Source organism: Rathayibacter sp. AY1B6 (genome assembly GCF_002932755.1).
Taxonomy (GTDB): Bacteria; Actinomycetota; Actinomycetes; order Actinomycetales; family Microbacteriaceae; genus Rathayibacter.
The window spans coordinates 34,568-50,623 of record NZ_PSWL01000030.1; the positions used below are offsets into that span (position 1 = coordinate 34,568).

Here is a 16,056-nt window from a genome sequence, read left to right on the forward strand (position 1 = left end):
GTCTCGGCCATGATCGCCGGATGGTGCTCCGGCTCGATCCTCGACTCCCTCTGCTCTGGCGCTCCGCGACCGCGGTGCAGCTCGGCCTGGACCGTCCGCACGCGGTCCTGGACGGCGTCGGCTACCCGGAGGAGCTCCTGCTCGACGCGCTCCGCGTGGGCACCAGCGCCGGCACCGTCCGCCTGATCGCGACGCGCGCCGGAGCGAGCGAGGCGCGGGTCGACGAGGTGCTCGAGGCGCTCCGGCCGGTCCTGCTGCGCAGCATCGAGCCCGGCCCTCCCCCGGCACCGCGGGTCGTCGTCGAGGGGACGGGCGCGGCACCGGACGCACTGCGAACACTGCTCCGGAGCGAGGGCTGCTCGCTGCTCGCCGACGACGGGACGCCGGACCTCGCCGTCCTGATCGCCGACTTCGCCGTCGCCCCCGTCCGCGCCGCGCACTGGCTCGCGGCCGACGTGCCGCACCTGGCGGTCGTGTTCGGCGACGAATCGGTGCGCCTCGGACCCCTGGTGGAGCCGGGGTCCGGACCGTGCCTGCACTGCGCCGAGCGGGACCGCATGGACCTCGATCCGGATCGCGCGCGCCTCGTGATCCAGGTGCTCGGCCGCTCGGCTCCCACTCGCACGCCCCTCGCCGGCGCGGCGATCGCCGTGGCGGCCGCCGACGCCGTGCTGCGGCGGCTCCTCGCGGGTTGGCGCGGGCTCCGCGCGGCCGAGCGGATCTACAGCGACGCCTCCGGAGCCTTCACCGTGCGGGAGCGGGAGCCGCACCCCGAGTGCGCGTGCCGAGCTCTTCGAGGAAGCGCGACGGCTCCCTCCGCGTGACGCGGCCGACCGTCGAGCGCGCCCACGACAGGCGCAGGCGCAGGCGGGCCCGGGTGATGCCGACGTAGAGGAGGCGCCGCTCCTCGTCGATCGCCTCGAGGCCGGCGGCGTACGAGATCGGCAGCAGACCCTCGGCGAGCCCCATCAGGTGCACCGACTCCCACTCGAGGCCCTTCGCCGAGTGCAGCGTGGCGAGGGTGACCGCGCCGCGGTCCGGCTCGTGATGCACCTGCTGGCGCGCGATCAGGTCGTCGGTGAACTGCCGGAAGGTCCATCCGGAAGGAGCCTCGTCGACGAGGCGGGCCAGCGTGTCCAGCGACTCCCACCGGTCGCGCACCGCACCGGGCGCCGACGGCGGCTCGGCGCTCCAGCCGAGCGAGCGGAGGACGTCGCTCACCGACTTGAACAGCGGCTCGCCGCTGATCGACACGGACGCCGCGCGCAGCTGCATCACGGCCTGCTTCACCTCGGGGAGGTCGAAGAAGCGCTTGCCGCCGCGCATGTGCGCGCTCACTCCCCGCTCGTGCAGGGCGTGCTCGATGACCGCCGACTGGCTGTTGGTGCGGAAGAGCACGGCGATGTCGGAGGGGCGCACCCCCGCCTCGATGTCGGCCGCGACCCGCGCCGCGATGCCGCGCGCCTCCGCGATGTCGTCCGGGTAGGCGTCGATCGCGGGCTCCGGCGCCTCGGCCGCGGCGACGGCGTGGAGCGAGAGCGCGCCGGGCCTGCCCCGCATGAGGCGGTTCGCGGTCTGCACGATCGGCACGGCCGAGCGGTAGTTCTCCTCCAGGCGCACGACGGTGGCGGCCGGCCAGCGGGACGGGAAGTCGAGGAGGTAGTCGGCCCGCGCACCCGCGAAGGAGTAGATGGTCTGACTGGCGTCGCCGACGACGCAGAGGTCGCTCCGGTCGCCGAGCCAGAGCTCCAGGAGCCGCTGCTGCAGCGGCGAGACGTCCTGGTACTCGTCGACGACGAAGAAGCGGTACTGCTCGCGCACCTGCATCGCCATCGCGGGCTCGGACTCGAGCATCCCGGCGGTCACGAGCAGGACGTCCTCGAAGTCGATCTGGCGGCGCTGGTCCTTCAGCCCCTCGTACTCGTCCACGAGCGCGACCGTCTGCTCCAGGGTGAGCCGTCCGGGCAGGGGGCGCGTGCGGGCGGCGACGGCGTACTGCTCGAGGGAGAGGGCGGACACCTTCCGCCACTCGATCTCGGCCGAGAGGTCGCGGAGCGTCGCCGTGTCGAGCTTCAGGCGGAGCCGCTCGGCCGCGTGCCCGAGCAGGCGGGCCTTGCCGTCGAGAAGCTGGGGCATCGTGCCCCCCACCAGCTGCGGCCAGAAGTAGCCGAGCTGCGAGAGGGCGGCGGCGTGGAAGGTGCGGGCCTGGACGCCGCCGGCGCCGAGCACCCGCAGGCGCGAGCGCAGCTCGGCCGCGGCGCGGCTGGTGAAGGTCAGGGCCATGACGCGGCCCGGCGTGTAGACGCCGGTCGCCACTCCGTGAGCGATGCGGTGCGTGATCGTCCGGGTCTTGCCGGTGCCCGCGCCCGCGAGGACGCAGACCGGTCCCAGCAGCGCCTCCGCCGCCTCGCGCTGCCCCTCGTCGAGTCCGTCGAGCAGGGTCACGCGATCGGGCCGTTCTCCAGCTCGCCTCCGTACCAGTCCTCGATCATCGCGCGGGCGATGGACGAGCGGCCGGGCAGCAGCACGGACTCGAGGGAGTCGTGCAGCTGCTGCCGGGTGAACCAGCGCAGCTCGACGATCTCCTCGCCGTCCGGGAGCAGGTCCTCCGGGGACTGGTCCTCGGCGAGGCGGGCGGTGAAGCCGACCATGAGGGAGGCGGGGAAGGGCCAGGGCTGCGAGCCCAGGTACTGCGGGTCGACGACGCGCATGCCCGACTCCTCGCCGATCTCACGGATCACGGCGGCCTCGAGCGACTCGCCCGGCTCGACGAAGCCGGCGAGGAGGGAGAAGCGGCCGGTGCCCCACATCGCGTTCGAGCCGAGGAGGAGCCGGTCGTCCGCGTCGAGGACGCAGACGATGATCGCCGGGTCGGTCCGCGGGAAGACCTGGCTGCCGTCGGTGGGCGAGCGGCGGACCCAGCCGCCCTGCTCGACGACGGTCGGATCGCCGTTGCGGGGCGAGTAGCCGTGCGAGGCGTGCCAGTTCGCGATGGCGAGGGCCTCGGTGAACAGGCCCGCGTCGCGGTCGCTCAGGCGCTCGGCGATCGGGCGCAGGCCGCTCCACCGCTCCTCGTCGGGCTCGAGCTCGGCGGCGGCCGCGTCGGTGAGGACCGTCGCGATCACGGGGGTGCCGACCGGCTCGCCGGGGGCCTCCGCGAGTGTGCGGCCGAGGTAGATCCGGAGGGTGCCGGCGGTCACGTCCTCGGGGCGGCGCAGGAGGAGGCTGTCGGCCTCGACCAGGGTCCGGTCGTGGTGCAGGACGAGCACGCGGGTGGCGGGATCGGCGAGCAGCTCGTCGAAGAGCGCGGGCCGCGAGCGTCCGACGCCGTCGCGATCGGCCGCCTGTCGCGAGAGCGGGAGGCGATCGGCGAAGGGCAGTGACATCCGGGGCTCATTTCGTGACGGGGGCCGCGAGGACCGCTGTCGCGGGCCTTCGACGGCATCGGCGGGACAGCGCGTGGCGGCGGGCCGGCCGGGCACGAGCCGCCTACCCTGGAAACCATGGCCAGATCCCATCTCACTCTAGCCGCGCTGGCCACCTCGGCCGTCGAGGGCCTCGACGTCCGCTCCGCGCGCCCCTTCACGTCCTCGACGCACGGCGACTTCGACTCCGCCCTGCTGACGACGCGCGAGGGCGCCCGCCTCGTCGTGCGCGTGCCGACGTCCGCGCTGGCGGAGCAGGAGCAGCTCGGCGACCTCGTCGCGCTCCGGGCGCTGACCGCCGGCATCCGCAGCCGACTGCCGTTCGATCTGCAGGAGAGCGTGGGGCAGACGCCGTTCGACGGCACCCGCGCGGTCGTCTACGAGTACCTCGAGGGCGACCGCGTCCTCATCGACGACGTGGCCGCGCAGAGCGGGCTCGCCGACTCGATCGGCCGGGCCGTCGGAGCGATCCACTCGCTCCCGGTGTCGTTCGTCCAGGAGGCGGGCCTGCCGATCGCGACCGCGCGCGACAGCGTGAACGAGACGGTCGCCGTGATCGAGCGCGCGGCCGACACCGGCCACGTCCCGGCGGCGCTCGTCGCGCGCTGGGAGTCGGCCTCCTCCGACGAGGCGCTCTGGCAGTTCGACCCGACCGTGGTGAACGGCTCGATGACGGCCGACTCCTTCCTCCGCTCGGGCGACGTGGTCGCGGCCGTGCTCGGCTGGGCGGCACTGCGGGTCGGCGACCCGGCGCGCGACCTGCACTGGCTGCTGAGCGCCCCGGGCTCCGAGACGGCGCTCTCGGCCTACTCCCGGATGCGCGCGGGAGCGGTGGACCGCACGATCCGCCAGCGCGCCCAGCTCTACGCCGAGCTCGAGCTCGCCCGCTGGCTGCTGCACGGCACCGAGACCGACGACTCCGCCATCGTGGACGACGCGGTCGCGATGCTGGACACGCTGGTCGACAGCGTGCTCGGCGACCTCTCCGCGCCCCTCTCGACCGACACCGGCCCGGTGCTGGAGGTCTCGGAGGTCGAGGAGCTGCTCAACCGCACGCCGGGAGCCCGCACGGGCTCCTCCGCTCACGGCCGCGGGCTCGCTCCCGTCGCCGAGGAGAGCGACTCCGCGAGCTCGCGCTCGGAGTAGAACCGCTCGGGCCGCAGCACGAGGTCGTCGGCGACGAAGTAGAACACGGCGTCGACGCTCTCGAGCGGCACTCCCCGCCAGCGCGAGTAGGCGAGCCGGTACAGCGCGAGTTGGAACTGCTTGAGCTCGAGGTCGGCGGCGTCCTTCGGCGCCCGCCCGGTCTTCCAGTCGACGATCTGCACGCCGTCCTCCGTCGGGTACACCGCGTCGAGCTTGCAGACGACGACATGGCCGGCGAGCTGGAGGTGGATCTCGATCTCGACCGCCTCCGGGCGCCGGTCGGCCCACTCCGAGCGCTCGAAGGTCGCGATCAGGGCGTCGAGCCGCTCCTGCTCGACACTCGCGGGACCGGCGTCGTCGAGCTCGTCGGGGAAGGTGTCGACCGCCTCGGCCCCGCCCTGGACGCCGAAGCGGTTCTCGACCCAGGAGTGGAAGGTCGTGCCGAGCCGGGTCTGCCGGTAGGGGCGCTCCGGCATCGGCCGGCGCAGCTGCGCCGCGACCTCGTCCGGCGTGCTGACGATGTCCTTGAACCGGGAGGCGGGGATGCGGGTGGGCAGCGGGGTCCGCTCGCCCCCGGCCAGCCGCACCGCCCGCTCGGCGAGCAGCAGGCGGATGTCGTCGCCGCGCGCTCCGAGCAGGGCGGGCTCGGCGCTGCAGACCCGGGCGGCGGCGGCGCGGACCCGGTCGCCGCGGGAGCCGAGCGGATCGTGCGGCCAGCGGAACGTGCGCGGGGCCCGCTCGAGCGGGTTCTCCTCGCTCGCGGGCTCGGTCGGCAGCGGCGGGATCGTTCCGGCCTCCTCGAGGTCGCGGAGGAAGACGCCCGGTCCGCGCGGCTTCGCCTGGCCGGCCCACCACGAGCCGCTGAGCAGGAGGTGGTGACGCGCCCGCGTGACGGCCACGTAGGCGAGACGCCGCTCCTCCGCCTCGTTGCGCTCGCGGAGAGTGTCGCCGAACGCTCCGATCGCGTCGACGACCTCCTTCTGCGTGCTGCAGCCGCGCCAGGCGAGATCGGGGAGCTCGGCGGCGTCGCCGCGGAACGCGTAGGGCATCGCGCCCAGCCTGACCCAGCCGCGGAAGCCCTCGACCGGCGTGCCGGGGAGCTCGCCGTCGACCATCCTCGGGACGGCGACGAGGTCCCACTCCAGGCCCTTGGAGCCGTGGATCGTCAGCAGCTGCACCGTCCCCGGCTCCGGGTCCTCCGGTCGCGGGGCCAGGCCGTCGCGCTTGTCCGCGAGGACGAGCCAGCGGAGGAATCCGCGGAGGGAGGACCCGGTGCCGGCGCCGCGGTCGTCCGTCTGCAGGTACCCGGCCACCGCCTCGCGGAACGCCTCGAGGTTGGCGCGGCCGTCCCCGCGCGACTCGTTCGCCTCGACCTCGATGTCCAGGCCCAGCTCCTGCTCGACCAGGGTGACGAAGTCGAGGAGGTCGAGCCCGGCCCGGGCGCGCAGCCGGGCGAACAGGGTGCCCGCCTCATGCAGGCGCCGCAGGCCCTCGGCGCTGAACCCGCCGAGCGCGGAGTGGTCGATCCGCCCGTCGTCACCGGGGCGGCGCGCCGCGATGAAGTCGAGGGCCTCGATGATCGAGCCGCCCTCGCCCTCGGTGACGGAGGCGCGCATCCGCTCGCGCACCTCCTCCGGGAGCAGCCGGTGCGCGTGGTCGCGCGCCGCGAGCCACGAGGCGAGGTCGCGCAGCGCCTTGAGGTCGCGGACCCCCAGACGCCAGCGGGCGCCGGCCAGGAGGCGGACGAGCTCGCTGCCGGCGGCCGGGTCCTCGACCACGGTGAGCGCGGCGACGAGGTCGGCGATCTCGGGCTGCCGCAGCAGGCCTCCGATGCCGAGGATGTGGTACCGGACGCCGTGCTTCGCGAGCGCGGCGGCGAAGCGGTCCATGTGCGCGCGCACCCGGAAGAGCACCGCGGCCGACGGCGGCTCGGCGCTCTGATGCAGGCGCCCGGCGAACCAGGCGGCGACGTCGTCCGCCTCCTCCTCGATCGTCTCGGGGAAGGTGAGCTCGACCGGGTGCTCGGAGGCCTGCGGACCCGCGCTCAGCGTGTCGACCGCGACCGCGCTCCCCGCCGACAGCGGCTCCACGATCGCGTTCGCGGCGGTCAGCACGCGGCGGCCGTTGCGCCAGCTCGTGCTGAGGGAGAAGCGGCCCGCTCCCCCGAAATCGGTGCCGAAACGGCCGAGCCCCTCGGCGCTCGCACCGCGCCAGCCGTAGATCGACTGGTGCGGGTCGCCCACGGCCATCACTCCCTGCCCGGCGAAGAGCCGCGAGAGGAGGCGGGTCTGCAGCACGGAGGTGTCCTGGTACTCGTCGAGGAGCACCACCCGGTACCTCGCGCGGTGCTCGTCCACGATCCGCGGCACCCGGTCGACGATCCTCAGCGCGAGGGCGACCTGGTCCGAGAACTCGACGAAGCCGCGCTCGGCCTTCGTTTCCTGGAACCGCTCGGCGAGCGCCGTCAGCACCGGCAGCGCGCCCACGGCCTGCAGCGCCTTCTCGAGCTCGCGGTAGAGCCCCGAGCCGCTGCCTCCGCGCGGCAGCTCGCCCAGGCGGAGGAAGTCCTCGGCGAACGCCGCGACCGCGGCCGGATCGGCGAGGTTGTCGGCGAGGTCGTGCGCGAGCGAGACGACGAGGTCGGTCAGCCGGTCGATCCCGGCCTCCACCTCGAGGATGCGCGGATCGGCCGTGTCGGCCACGACTCCCCGCGCGAGATGCCAGGCGGAGGCCTCGGAGAGCACGGTCGCGTCCCCCTCGCGGCCGATCAGGGCGGCGTTGTCGCGGAAGATCGTGTTCGCGAAGGCGTTGTAGGTCGAGACGGTGGCGGCCTCGAACGGGTCGGGCGTCGTCTGCCCTGGCGCGAGCGGGAGCAGGCCCGCCGCGCCGAGCTGGTCGATCCTCCGTCCGATGCGCTCGCCGAGCTCGGCCGCCGCCTTGCGGGTGCGGAAGGATCGGCCGGCGCACCGGGATCCGGGTCCTCGGAGTCCTCGAGGTCGTCCGCGTCGTCGATCTCGTCGATCGCCAGGAGGCCGTCGCCCGGGACCTCGGGCACCGCGTGGATGCGGTACCGCAGAGCGTCGCCGGGCGAGAACGGGGTCGCGTCGAGCAGGCCCGAGAAGCCCGCCGCCGCCATGCCCAGCGCCGCGGCGCGGACGCGCTCGCGCAACCGCTCCAGCTCCTCCTCGCCGAAGCGCTCCTGGACCACCTCGCGGTACGGCTTCCCGCGCACGCCCGTCGCCACGAAGAGCAGCTTGGCGCCTCCCCCGTCGGCCGGGTCGGCCGCCTCGATCGCCCCTTCGGCGACGGCGAGCTGGTAGCTGCCCAGCTGCGCGTGCTCGGCGATGTCGTCCTTCCGGGGCGTGCTGCGGCCCGTCTTGAGATCGACGATCGTGACGGAGCCGTCGGCGGCGCGCTCGACGCGGTCGATGGATCCGCGAACGCGGGCGGGCGGGACGTCGAGCTCGAACTGCTGCTCGCGGCCGAGCACCACGCCTCCCCCGCGCTCGAAGTCGGCGAGGTAGCCCGCGAGGCCGTCGATCAGCCGCCGCGTGACGCGCTTCTGCCGCTCGCCCAGCCATTGCGACTCGAAGACCAGCTCGGGCCATCGCGACTCGAGGGCCGCCCACAGCTCCTGCGGATCGGGCCGCTCGGCGTTCTCGAGGACCCAGTGCACGAGGGTGCCGACCCCCATCGCCGTGCTCGTCGTGGAGCCGGAGACGGCGTCGACGAACCAGTCCAGCGGGGACCGCTCGAAGGCCTCGAGGCGGCTCGGCGAGACGGAGACGGGCCGCTCGGGGTCGCCGACGTCGAAGAGCGGCTCCGTGGTCGAGGGCTCGAGCACCCCGGACCAGGAGGACGGGTCGGCGCCGGGGACCTCTGCGAGCGCCAGGGCGCTGAGCCCTCGGATCGCGGCGGGAGCCTCGGTCGAGTCCGGCGTGGTGGCGGTCCGGCGCAGCGCCGCCACCGCCCCGCGCAGAGTGAGCGGCACCGCGGAGGCCGGATCGAGCCGCGGCGCGTCCGGCGGGGTGAGCCGGAAGAAGAGGGAGGGCGTCTCGTCCTCGCCCGCGACGGCGCTGAGCACCAGCTGCCGCCGGGCGCGCGAGGCGGCCAGGGCGAACATCCGGAGCTCGTCGTCGAGAGTGGCCTTGCGGGCGTCGAGCGGCAGGCCGCCCTCGCCGCGGGCGTGCCGCAGCAGGCCGTCCGGATCGAGGAGCGAGCCGCGCTGGCGGAGGTTGGGCCAGACACCGTCCTGCAGCCGGGCGACCACCACGACGTCGAACTCGAGCCCGACGACGGAGGAGGGCGTGCCGATGAGGACCGCGTCCTCGACGGAGCGCGGCGCGAGCGTGTCCTCGGGGACCTCCGCCTCGAGGATCTCGGTGACGAAGCCGACCGCGGAGTGCCCGGTCGCCCGCTCCACGAACCGGCGCGCGGCGCTGAAGAGGGCGACCACGCCGTCGAGGTTGCGGTTCGCCTCGGCGGCGGTCAGGCCGGTGCCGAGGGCGAGCTCGCGCCAGGAGGATGCGACACGGCTGGACTCCCACGCCGACCACAGGAGCTCCTCGATCGAGCCCCCCTCCCCGTGCAGGCGGCGGACCCGGTCGATCGTCACGGCCAGCCGCTCGGCCTGCCGGGCGGGAGCGGAGTCGATGGTGGCGAAGCGGCCGGGCGCGGCGAGGGCCTCGACCAGCAGCGGGTCGCTCGCGCGGATGCCGCCGCCGGCGAGCTCCTCCGCCCGGAGCGCGAGGCGGAGCCGGCGCAGTCCCAGCCGGTCGACCCCGCCGAACGGGCCGAGCAGCAGCTCCGCCGCGAGCTCCGCGTCGAGGGGCCGCTCGCCGATCGCGACGCCGACCAGCACGAGCAGCGCCCGGGCCGCGTGGTCGTCGCGCAGCGCCCGACCGGCGAGCACGGAGCGGGTCGGCACCTCCGCCACGGCGAGCGCCTTCACCAGCGGCTGGACCGCGGCTCCGGAGCGCACGACGACCGCCATCCGCCGCCACGGAACACCGTCGCGCAGCCGCCGCTCGCGCAGCAGCCGCGCCACCGTCGCCGCCTCGCGCGCCGCCGTCGGCGCGTGCAGCACCAGCACCGGCTCCGGACCCGCCTCGGGGGCCCGAGCCGCGACCGCCGCCCGCTGCCGGCCGGCCGCCGCGGTGCCGATGCGCTCGGTGGCGGCCGACACGACCGCCCGCAGCGCGGCCGAGTGGCGGTGCACCCGCGCGAGCACCAGCGTCTCGACGTCGGACGCGCCGATGCTCGCGGCGAACCGGCCGAGCGTGTCGGAGGCCGCGCCGCGGTAGGCGCTGGTCGCCACGTCGGGGTCGCCCAGCGCGATCACGGTCGCCCCGCGCTCCGTCAGCGCCCGCAGCAGCACGAGCGTCGACTCGCTCGCCTCCTGGAGGTCGTCGACGACGACGAGACGCAGCGCGTCGATCCGCTCGCCGCCCTCGCCCGCGCGGATCGCCTCGGCCGCGTAGGCAGCGAACTCCGCCGCGTCCAGACGGGTGCCCGCCTGGGGCGCCATCCACTCCACCACCTCGCGCAGCTCGTCGAGCACGTCGGCCGCCGCGCTCCACTCGCCGCGCTCGGCGTCGACCCCGAGGGCGCGGATCGCGTCCGAGTCGAGCCCGTGCTCGGTCGCCCGCATCCCGAACTCGCGCAGCTCGGTGCGGAACGTGCGGAGCCTCAGCACCTCGGGGCTGAACTCCTCCGGCCACCGCGGCCCGGTCCCCTCCTCCAGGTGGCCCTCGACGAGCTCGGAGAGGAGGGCGTCCTGCTCGCCGCCGGTCAGGAGGGTCGGCCGCTCGAGGCCGCGCTCCTTGGCGGAGGAGGTGACCGCCTCGAACGCGAGCGAGGTCGCGGTCCGGGCGAGCGGGCCCCGGGTCGGCACACCCAGGCGCAGGGCGAGCACGTCGCGCAGGGCGGTGGCGGCGGTGCGGCTGGCCGCGAGCACCACGACCGACTCGGGCGGGTACCCCCGCTCGAGGACGCGCTCGGCGACCAGCTCGACGACCGTCGTGGTCTTGCCCGTCCCCGGCGCCCCGAGCACGGCGGCGCTGCGGCCCTCGGGCAGCGCGAGCACCGCGCGCTGGGAGTCGTCCAGCACGACCGCGGGCTCGCCCGGGAGCGCCTCGCCGACGGGGGCTGCGGTGGAGGGAGCGGGGGTCGCGGGAGCGGTCACACGACCACGGTAGCCACCGGGTCCGACACTCCCGCCCGTCCCCGCCGGGAGCTCCGGCCGCCCGCTCCGCTCACCGCGAAACCGGCGCGGTCGTCCGAGCGCGGTCCCGTATCCTGACAGCCTCGTCCCCTCCCGAAAGGCACTGCTGGTGGAAATCCGTATTGGAATGGTCAACACCCCGCGCGAGCTCAACTTCGAGTCGTCGATGTCCGTGACCGAGGTCGAGAAGACGGTGACCACCGCTCTCGAGGCCGGCACCGCCGTCCTCCGCCTCCGCGACGAGAAGGGCAAGATCTACATCGTCCCGACCGCCACCGTCGCCTTCGTCGAGGTCGGCTCCGAGGAGTCGCGCCGCGTCGGCTTCGTCGCCTAGAGCATCCCGGGCGGACACGTCGTGGAGCTCCTCTTCATCACCCTGTTCGGGGTCCTGATCGGTCTCGCCGCACGCTACGGGCTGCCGCACCGGCACCTGCACGGCTCCGTGCTGGTCCCGGCGGTCGGCGGCCTGGTGGCCGCGGTCGTCTGGGTCGCGCTGACCTGGGCGGGCCTGCCGTGGGACGGCGGACTGATCTGGGTCCTGTCCCTCGTCGCGACCGCCGTGGTCGTCGTCCCGGTCGGCCTCTCGCTCGGGCGCACTCGCGCCCGCCGCGACGAGGCCTCCCTGCAGGCGATGCTCTCGGGACGCGTCGCCCCCTGATCCGAGCCGGAGGCGCGGGAGTCCTCGGACTTCCGCGCCTCCGTCGTTCCCGGAGTCCGGCGCAGCGACGCGCTGGGGACGGTCAGGCCGTGAGCCCCAGCGCGTCCATCCGCCGCGTGTGCGAGGCGATGAGCTCGGTGAACACCGGCTCGATCCGCGACTCGTCGGAGTCGTGGTTGCCCGACCCCATCAGCGCGGAGCGCGCCACGAGGAGGGTGTCGCCCACCAGGCGGCGTCCCCAGACGGCCAGGCGCGAGCCCAGGCGCTCGTCCGCGGCGATCTCGCGGCGGAGGATCGTGATCACGCCGTCGACGCCCGTGTCCGCGCCGAGGGTCTGCGCGATGCGCGGCCCCACGTCGGTGGGCAGCCCGCCGGTGAGGCGGATGAAGAAGTCGTCGAGCAGGCCCGCCGTGATGTACGCCGAGAGCAGCGTCTCGTGGAGATCCGCGCCGCGGGTGAGCCGCTCGAAGGTGTCGATCGCGGGGCGGAACGGCGCCATGGCCTCGCCGGGCTCCGCATCGCGGCGGCGCAGCTCGGCGACGACGGCGTGGTGCTTCGCGAGCGCCGTACCGGCCGCGGAGGAGATGGCCTCCTTGTCCGCGAGGTCGTCGGTCTCGGCGACGGCGCGCGCCAGCACCTCGAACACCGCGAGCTGGAGATAGGCGACCTGGCCGAGGTAGGGCAGCACCTCGGGGGTCAGGTCGGCGAGGTCGACGCGGTCGCGCTTCTGGCTCGACTCCCCGCGCGGCGTCAGGCGGGGCACGTCGAGCAGGGGACGTCGACGTCGGAACCAGGCAGCCATTTCTTCAGCATAGGGCGCCGGAGGAGCGGGGTTCCGGGGCCGACGGGGCCGGGAGCAGTAGACTCGCCGGGACGTCACCGGCGCTGGATCGGTGACCCTGCGCCCGGAGTCGTACAGGGGCGTGGACCGTTCGACACGACAGGCGCTTCACTCCGTGACTTTCTCCGACCTCACCATCGACGACGACATCGTCGCCGCACTCGCCGCCAAGGGCATCCTCGAGCCGTTCCCCATCCAGGAGCAGACGATCCCCCTGGCCCTGCAGAAGCAGGACATCATCGGCCAGGCCAAGACCGGCACCGGCAAGACCTTCGGCTTCGGCCTCCCCCTCATCCAGGCCCTCGGCGCCGACCCGGAGCCGGGCGTCAAGGCGCTCATCGTCGTCCCGACCCGCGAGCTCGCCGTGCAGGTCACCGAGGACATCGAGCTGGCCGCCTCCAACCGGCCGACCAAGATCGTCTCCATCTACGGCGGCAAGGCCTACGAGGGCCAGATCGAGCAGCTGAAGGCCGGCGCCCAGATCGTCGTCGGCACGCCCGGACGCCTCCTCGACCTCGCCGGGCAGCGCCTGCTCTCGCTCGCCAACGTGCAGGTGATGGTCCTCGACGAGGCCGACAAGATGCTCGACCTGGGCTTCCTCTCGGACATCGAGAAGCTGTTCGCGCAGACGCCGCCCACCCGCCACACCATGCTCTTCTCGGCGACGATGCCGGGCGCGATCGTCGCGCTCGCGCGCCGCTTCATGAACAAGCCCATCCACATCCGCGCGACCGACCCCGACGAGGGCATCACGCAGGCGAACATCAAGCACATCGTCTACCGGGCGCACTCGCTCGACAAGGACGAGGTCATCGCGCGCATCCTGCAGTCCGAGGGCCGCGGCAAGACCGTCATCTTCACCCGCACGAAGCGCGCCGCCGCCCGCATCGTCGAGGAGCTCAACGACCGCGGCTTCAACGCGGCCGCCGTGCACGGCGACCTCAACCAGGAGCAGCGCGAGCGCGCGATGGCGGCGTTCAAGGCCGGCAAGAAGGACATCCTGATCGCCACCGACGTCGCCGCGCGCGGCATCGACGTGAACGACGTCACCCACGTGATCAACCACACGATCCCGGACGACGACCAGACCTACCTGCACCGCGTGGGCCGCACCGGGCGCGCGGGCAAGACCGGCATCGCGGTGACCTTCGTCGACTGGGAGGACCTGCACAAGTGGGCCCTCATCAACCGGGCGCTGGAGTTCGGCCAGCCCGACCCGGTCGAGACCTACTCGTCCTCGCCGCACCTCTACACCGACCTCGACATCCCCGCGGGAACCAAGGGACGGCTGAAGCCGACCCCGATCCCCGCCGAGGCGAAGGCCGACGCCCGACCGGACCGGGGCGAGCGCTCCGACCGGGGCGAGCGCTCCGAGCGGGGCGACCGGCCGCCGCGCCGCCGCACCCGCTCCGACGCCGCCGACTCGACCGCTCCGCAGCAGACCGGCCCCGCTCCCTCGAGCGAGAGCAAGGAGCACCACGACGGCAACAGCGAGCCGCGCCGCCGCACCCGGTCGCGCCGCCGCTCCCCGCGCCCCGACGCCCAGGCCTGAGCCACCGCGCCACCGAGCCCGTCCCTCGCGATCCGTCGCGGAGGGCGGGCTCTCGGCGTCTCAGCGGCTGTCCGCGACTCGACGGCGTCCGCGACCCGGCGGTCGCCGCGGCTCAGCGGGCGGAGGAGCGGATCGCGTCGACGGTCGCGCGCGCGGTCGTGTTCTCGCCCAGGCGGTTCGGCTTGCCCGTGCCGTGGTAGTCGCTCGAGCCCGTGGTGACGAGCGAGTACTGCTCGGCGAGCTCTCGCAGCCGGCGCTTGCCGTCGGCCGTGTTCTCGCGATGCTCGACCTCGAGGCCGAAGAGGCCGGCGTCGACGAGCTGCGGGAGGATCGACTCGACCGCGATCCCGCGGGCGCTCGCGGCCGGGTGCGCGATGACCGGGACCCCGCCCGCCGCGCGGACCAGGCGCACGGCGTCGACCGGATCGGGCGCGTAGTGCGGGCGGTAGTAGCCGCCGCGCCAGTCGAGGATCCCCGCGAAGGCCGCGGAGCGGTCGGTGGCCAGGCCGCGGGCGACGAGAGCGTCGGCGATGTGCGGACGCCCGATGGTCGTGCCCGGGCTGGTCTGGGCGAGGACGTCGTCCCAGGTGAGGTCGTAGTCGGCCGCGATCGCGGTGACGATCGCCTCCGCGCGGTGCGTGCGGGCCGAGCGGATGCGCGCGGTCTCGGCCAGGAGCCCCGGATCCGCCGGATCGACGAGGTACGCGAGGACGTGGACGCTGGCCCAGCCGACGCGGGAGGAGAGCTCCATCCCGGGCAGCAGGTCGATCCCCGCCTCCTCGGCCGCGGCGAGCGCCTCGGCCCAGCCGCCGGTCGTGTCGTGGTCGGTGAGGGCCACTCCGGTGAGCCCGGCCGCGGCCGCGGCCCGCACCAGGACGGCCGGAGCCTCGGTGCCGTCGGAGACGACGGAGTGGGTGTGGAGGTCGTAACGGCCCCCGTCGACATGCATGGGCTCATCGTAGACGCGCCGCCTGCGAGCCCTCCGATGCCCTAGTAGCCTGGGCCGCGATGGGGACGAGACTGGTGAAGACCGCGGTGGCGGTGATCGTGGCGATCGCTCTGCTGGTGGTCGCGGCGCCCGGCTTCTTCGGGATCGCCCGCGACGCCCCCTTCGCCCAGCTGGTGCCGTTCCGGCTCGCGACGGGCGCGGCGGCCGTCGGGCTCGCCGCGGTCCTGACCGTGATCGCGGTCCTCGTCGCTCCGGTCAGGCGCCTCGCGCTGGCTCTCGCGGCGCTCGGCGTCGTCTTCGCGCTCGTGCTCGCGGGAGTGCAGGGAGCGCGGGGCTACGATTCCGCCGCTCCGCGCGCCCACCGCCTCGCCGACGTGCGCCTCGCTGCCTGGAACGTGCTGCACGACGGCGTGCCCGTCGACACGATCGCCTCGCTCGCCCGGGACAGCGCGGTCGACGGCATCGCCCTTCTCGAGGTCTCGCAGACGCACGCGCAGGACGTCGTGAACGCGCTCAGCGCTCAGGGGATGTCGATGACCCTCCACTACGCCGGATCGGGTGCCGACGACGGGGCGGCCCTGCTGCTCTCCCCCTCGCTCGGCGGGTACACCGTCGACACGGCCGCGGTCGTCACCGGATCGACGCCGTCCCTCGTCGCGCGCCCCGACACTCCCGAGCGCCCCGTCCTCGCCGCGGTGCACACCATGGCTCCGATCCCGTCGCGCCTCGCGGAGTGGCGGAGCGATCTGCTCTCGGTCTCCGCGCTCTGCTCCGCGGAGGAGGACGTCGTGGTCCTCGGCGACCTCAACTCCACCGTCGACCACTGGACCGGGCTGCCGGGCTCGGCCGCGCTGGGCGGCTGCCGCGACGCGGGGACCGTCGCGGGCGGCGGCGCCCTGGGCACCTGGCCGTCCTCGGTCCCGCCCGCGCTCGGCGCCCCGATCGACCACGTCCTCTTCTCGGGACGCTGGGAGGTCTCGGGCTACCAGGTCGTCGACGACCGCGACGACGCCGGAAGCGACCACCGGCCGCTGGTCGTCCAGCTCTCGGTCCGCGGGATGGTGAAGGACGCGTCCTGACGCTCCTCCCCGGACGCCGACTCCCCGTCCTCCTCCCCCGCCCGGCCTGCGGCGGCTCTCGTGGCCGTGCGGAGGAGGACAATGGGAGCCATGACGAACACGGAGGAGCGGACCGCCGCTCAGACGCCCGACCCCGCCGCCGCAGGCCGGGCGGGGGAGGAGGACGGGGAGTCGGCGTCCGGG

The 16,056-nt window shown here is 74.6% G+C and carries 12 protein-coding genes and 1 pseudogene; 6 read left to right on the plus strand and 7 right to left on the minus strand.

Annotated features, from left to right (window positions below; genetic code table 11):
- Positions 1-20 precede the first annotated feature (20 nt).
- The gene (locus C5D08_RS14565; protein ID WP_104277648.1) at positions 21-824 is read left to right on the plus strand and encodes a hypothetical protein; all 804 of its coding nucleotides are present in this window, start codon (positions 21-23) and stop codon (positions 822-824) included.
- Here C5D08_RS14565 and C5D08_RS14570 read toward each other — a convergent pair.
- Together C5D08_RS14570 and nudC are read right to left on the minus strand one after the other, a co-directional pair.
- A complete protein-coding gene (locus tag C5D08_RS14570; RefSeq protein ID WP_104277649.1) occupies positions 745-2,445 on the minus strand; it encodes an ATP-dependent helicase in 1,701 nt (566 codons plus the stop codon). The genes C5D08_RS14565 and C5D08_RS14570 overlap by 80 nt on opposite strands.
- Positions 2,442-3,386 carry an NAD(+) diphosphatase gene (nudC, locus tag C5D08_RS14575; protein WP_104277650.1) on the minus strand — a complete coding sequence of 315 codons (945 nt, stop codon included), beginning with the start codon at positions 3,384-3,386 and terminating at the stop codon, positions 2,442-2,444. The genes C5D08_RS14570 and nudC overlap by 4 nt, the downstream gene beginning before the upstream one ends.
- 117 nt (positions 3,387-3,503) lie before the next feature.
- On the opposite strand from nudC, the gene C5D08_RS14580 reads away from it, so the two are divergent.
- Positions 3,504-4,571, plus strand: coding sequence for a phosphotransferase (locus C5D08_RS14580; protein WP_104224838.1), 1,068 nt, complete (start codon positions 3,504-3,506; stop codon positions 4,569-4,571).
- Here the strand turns inward: C5D08_RS14580 and C5D08_RS17410 are convergent.
- From C5D08_RS17410 to C5D08_RS14590, 3 genes and pseudogenes are all read right to left on the minus strand, one after another.
- The gene (locus C5D08_RS17410) at positions 4,508-6,820 is read right to left on the minus strand and encodes an ATP-dependent DNA helicase (protein WP_308471635.1); all 2,313 of its coding nucleotides are present in this window, start codon (positions 6,818-6,820) and stop codon (positions 4,508-4,510) included. The genes C5D08_RS14580 and C5D08_RS17410 overlap by 64 nt on opposite strands.
- Positions 6,797-7,456, minus strand: a pseudogene (locus tag C5D08_RS17415) (UvrD-helicase domain-containing protein); the annotation flags it as partial. The gene C5D08_RS17410 and the pseudogene C5D08_RS17415, both read right to left, overlap by 24 nt.
- On the minus strand, positions 7,339-10,755 hold the full coding sequence (locus C5D08_RS14590) for an ATP-dependent DNA helicase (RefSeq protein WP_258067419.1): 3,417 nt from the start codon (positions 10,753-10,755) through the stop codon (positions 7,339-7,341). The gene C5D08_RS14590 and the pseudogene C5D08_RS17415, both read right to left, overlap by 118 nt.
- Before the next feature lie 148 nt (positions 10,756-10,903).
- Between C5D08_RS14590 and C5D08_RS14595 the strand changes: the two genes are divergently transcribed.
- Both C5D08_RS14595 and C5D08_RS14600 read left to right on the plus strand, forming a co-directional pair.
- Entirely contained in the window at positions 10,904-11,128 is a 225-nt protein-coding gene (locus C5D08_RS14595; RefSeq protein WP_104277651.1) for a DUF3107 domain-containing protein, read from the plus strand.
- A gap of 21 nt (positions 11,129-11,149) precedes the next feature.
- Positions 11,150-11,452 (plus strand): hypothetical protein, encoded by a 303-nt coding sequence (locus C5D08_RS14600; RefSeq protein WP_104277652.1) that lies wholly within the window; start codon positions 11,150-11,152, stop codon positions 11,450-11,452.
- Between the two features lie 82 nt (positions 11,453-11,534).
- Here C5D08_RS14600 and C5D08_RS14605 read toward each other — a convergent pair whose 3' ends face one another.
- Complete coding sequence (locus tag C5D08_RS14605; protein ID WP_104277653.1) at positions 11,535-12,254, minus strand: ferritin-like fold-containing protein; 720 nt, start codon at positions 12,252-12,254, stop codon at positions 11,535-11,537.
- Positions 12,255-12,408: 154 nt separating this feature from the next.
- On the opposite strand from C5D08_RS14605, the gene C5D08_RS14610 reads away from it, so the two are divergent.
- Entirely contained in the window at positions 12,409-13,845 is a 1,437-nt protein-coding gene (locus C5D08_RS14610) for a DEAD/DEAH box helicase (RefSeq protein WP_104277654.1), read from the plus strand.
- Positions 13,846-13,957: 112 nt separating this feature from the next.
- On the opposite strand, the gene C5D08_RS14615 is transcribed toward C5D08_RS14610, so the two are convergent.
- Positions 13,958-14,794, minus strand: a complete 837-nt coding sequence (locus C5D08_RS14615; RefSeq protein WP_104277655.1) for a PHP domain-containing protein — start codon at positions 14,792-14,794, stop codon at positions 13,958-13,960.
- A gap of 59 nt (positions 14,795-14,853) precedes the next feature.
- Between C5D08_RS14615 and C5D08_RS14620 the strand changes: the two genes are divergently transcribed.
- Positions 14,854-15,873 carry an endonuclease/exonuclease/phosphatase family protein gene (locus tag C5D08_RS14620; protein ID WP_104277656.1) on the plus strand — a complete coding sequence of 340 codons (1,020 nt, stop codon included), beginning with the start codon at positions 14,854-14,856 and terminating at the stop codon, positions 15,871-15,873.
- Positions 15,874-16,056: the final 183 nt, after the last annotated feature.

Bases quoted from the DNA above. Each gene is read 5' to 3' on its own strand.
- C5D08_RS14580 (WP_104224838.1), top strand. From the start codon at position 3,504: ATGGCCAGATCCCATCTCACTCTAGCCGCGCTGGCCACCTCGGCCGTC.
- C5D08_RS14620 (WP_104277656.1), top strand. From the start codon at position 14,854: ATGGGGACGAGACTGGTGAAGACCGCGGTGGCGGTGATCGTGGCGATC.
- C5D08_RS14565 (WP_104277648.1), top strand. From the start codon at position 21: ATGGTGCTCCGGCTCGATCCTCGACTCCCTCTGCTCTGGCGCTCCGCG.
- C5D08_RS14605 (WP_104277653.1), bottom strand. From the start codon at position 12,254: ATGGCTGCCTGGTTCCGACGTCGACGTCCCCTGCTCGACGTGCCCCGC.
- nudC (WP_104277650.1), bottom strand. From the start codon at position 3,386: ATGTCACTGCCCTTCGCCGATCGCCTCCCGCTCTCGCGACAGGCGGCC.
- C5D08_RS17410 (WP_308471635.1), bottom strand. From the start codon at position 6,820: ATGGCCGTGGGCGACCCGCACCAGTCGATCTACGGCTGGCGCGGTGCG.
- C5D08_RS14615 (WP_104277655.1), bottom strand. From the start codon at position 14,794: ATGCATGTCGACGGGGGCCGTTACGACCTCCACACCCACTCCGTCGTC.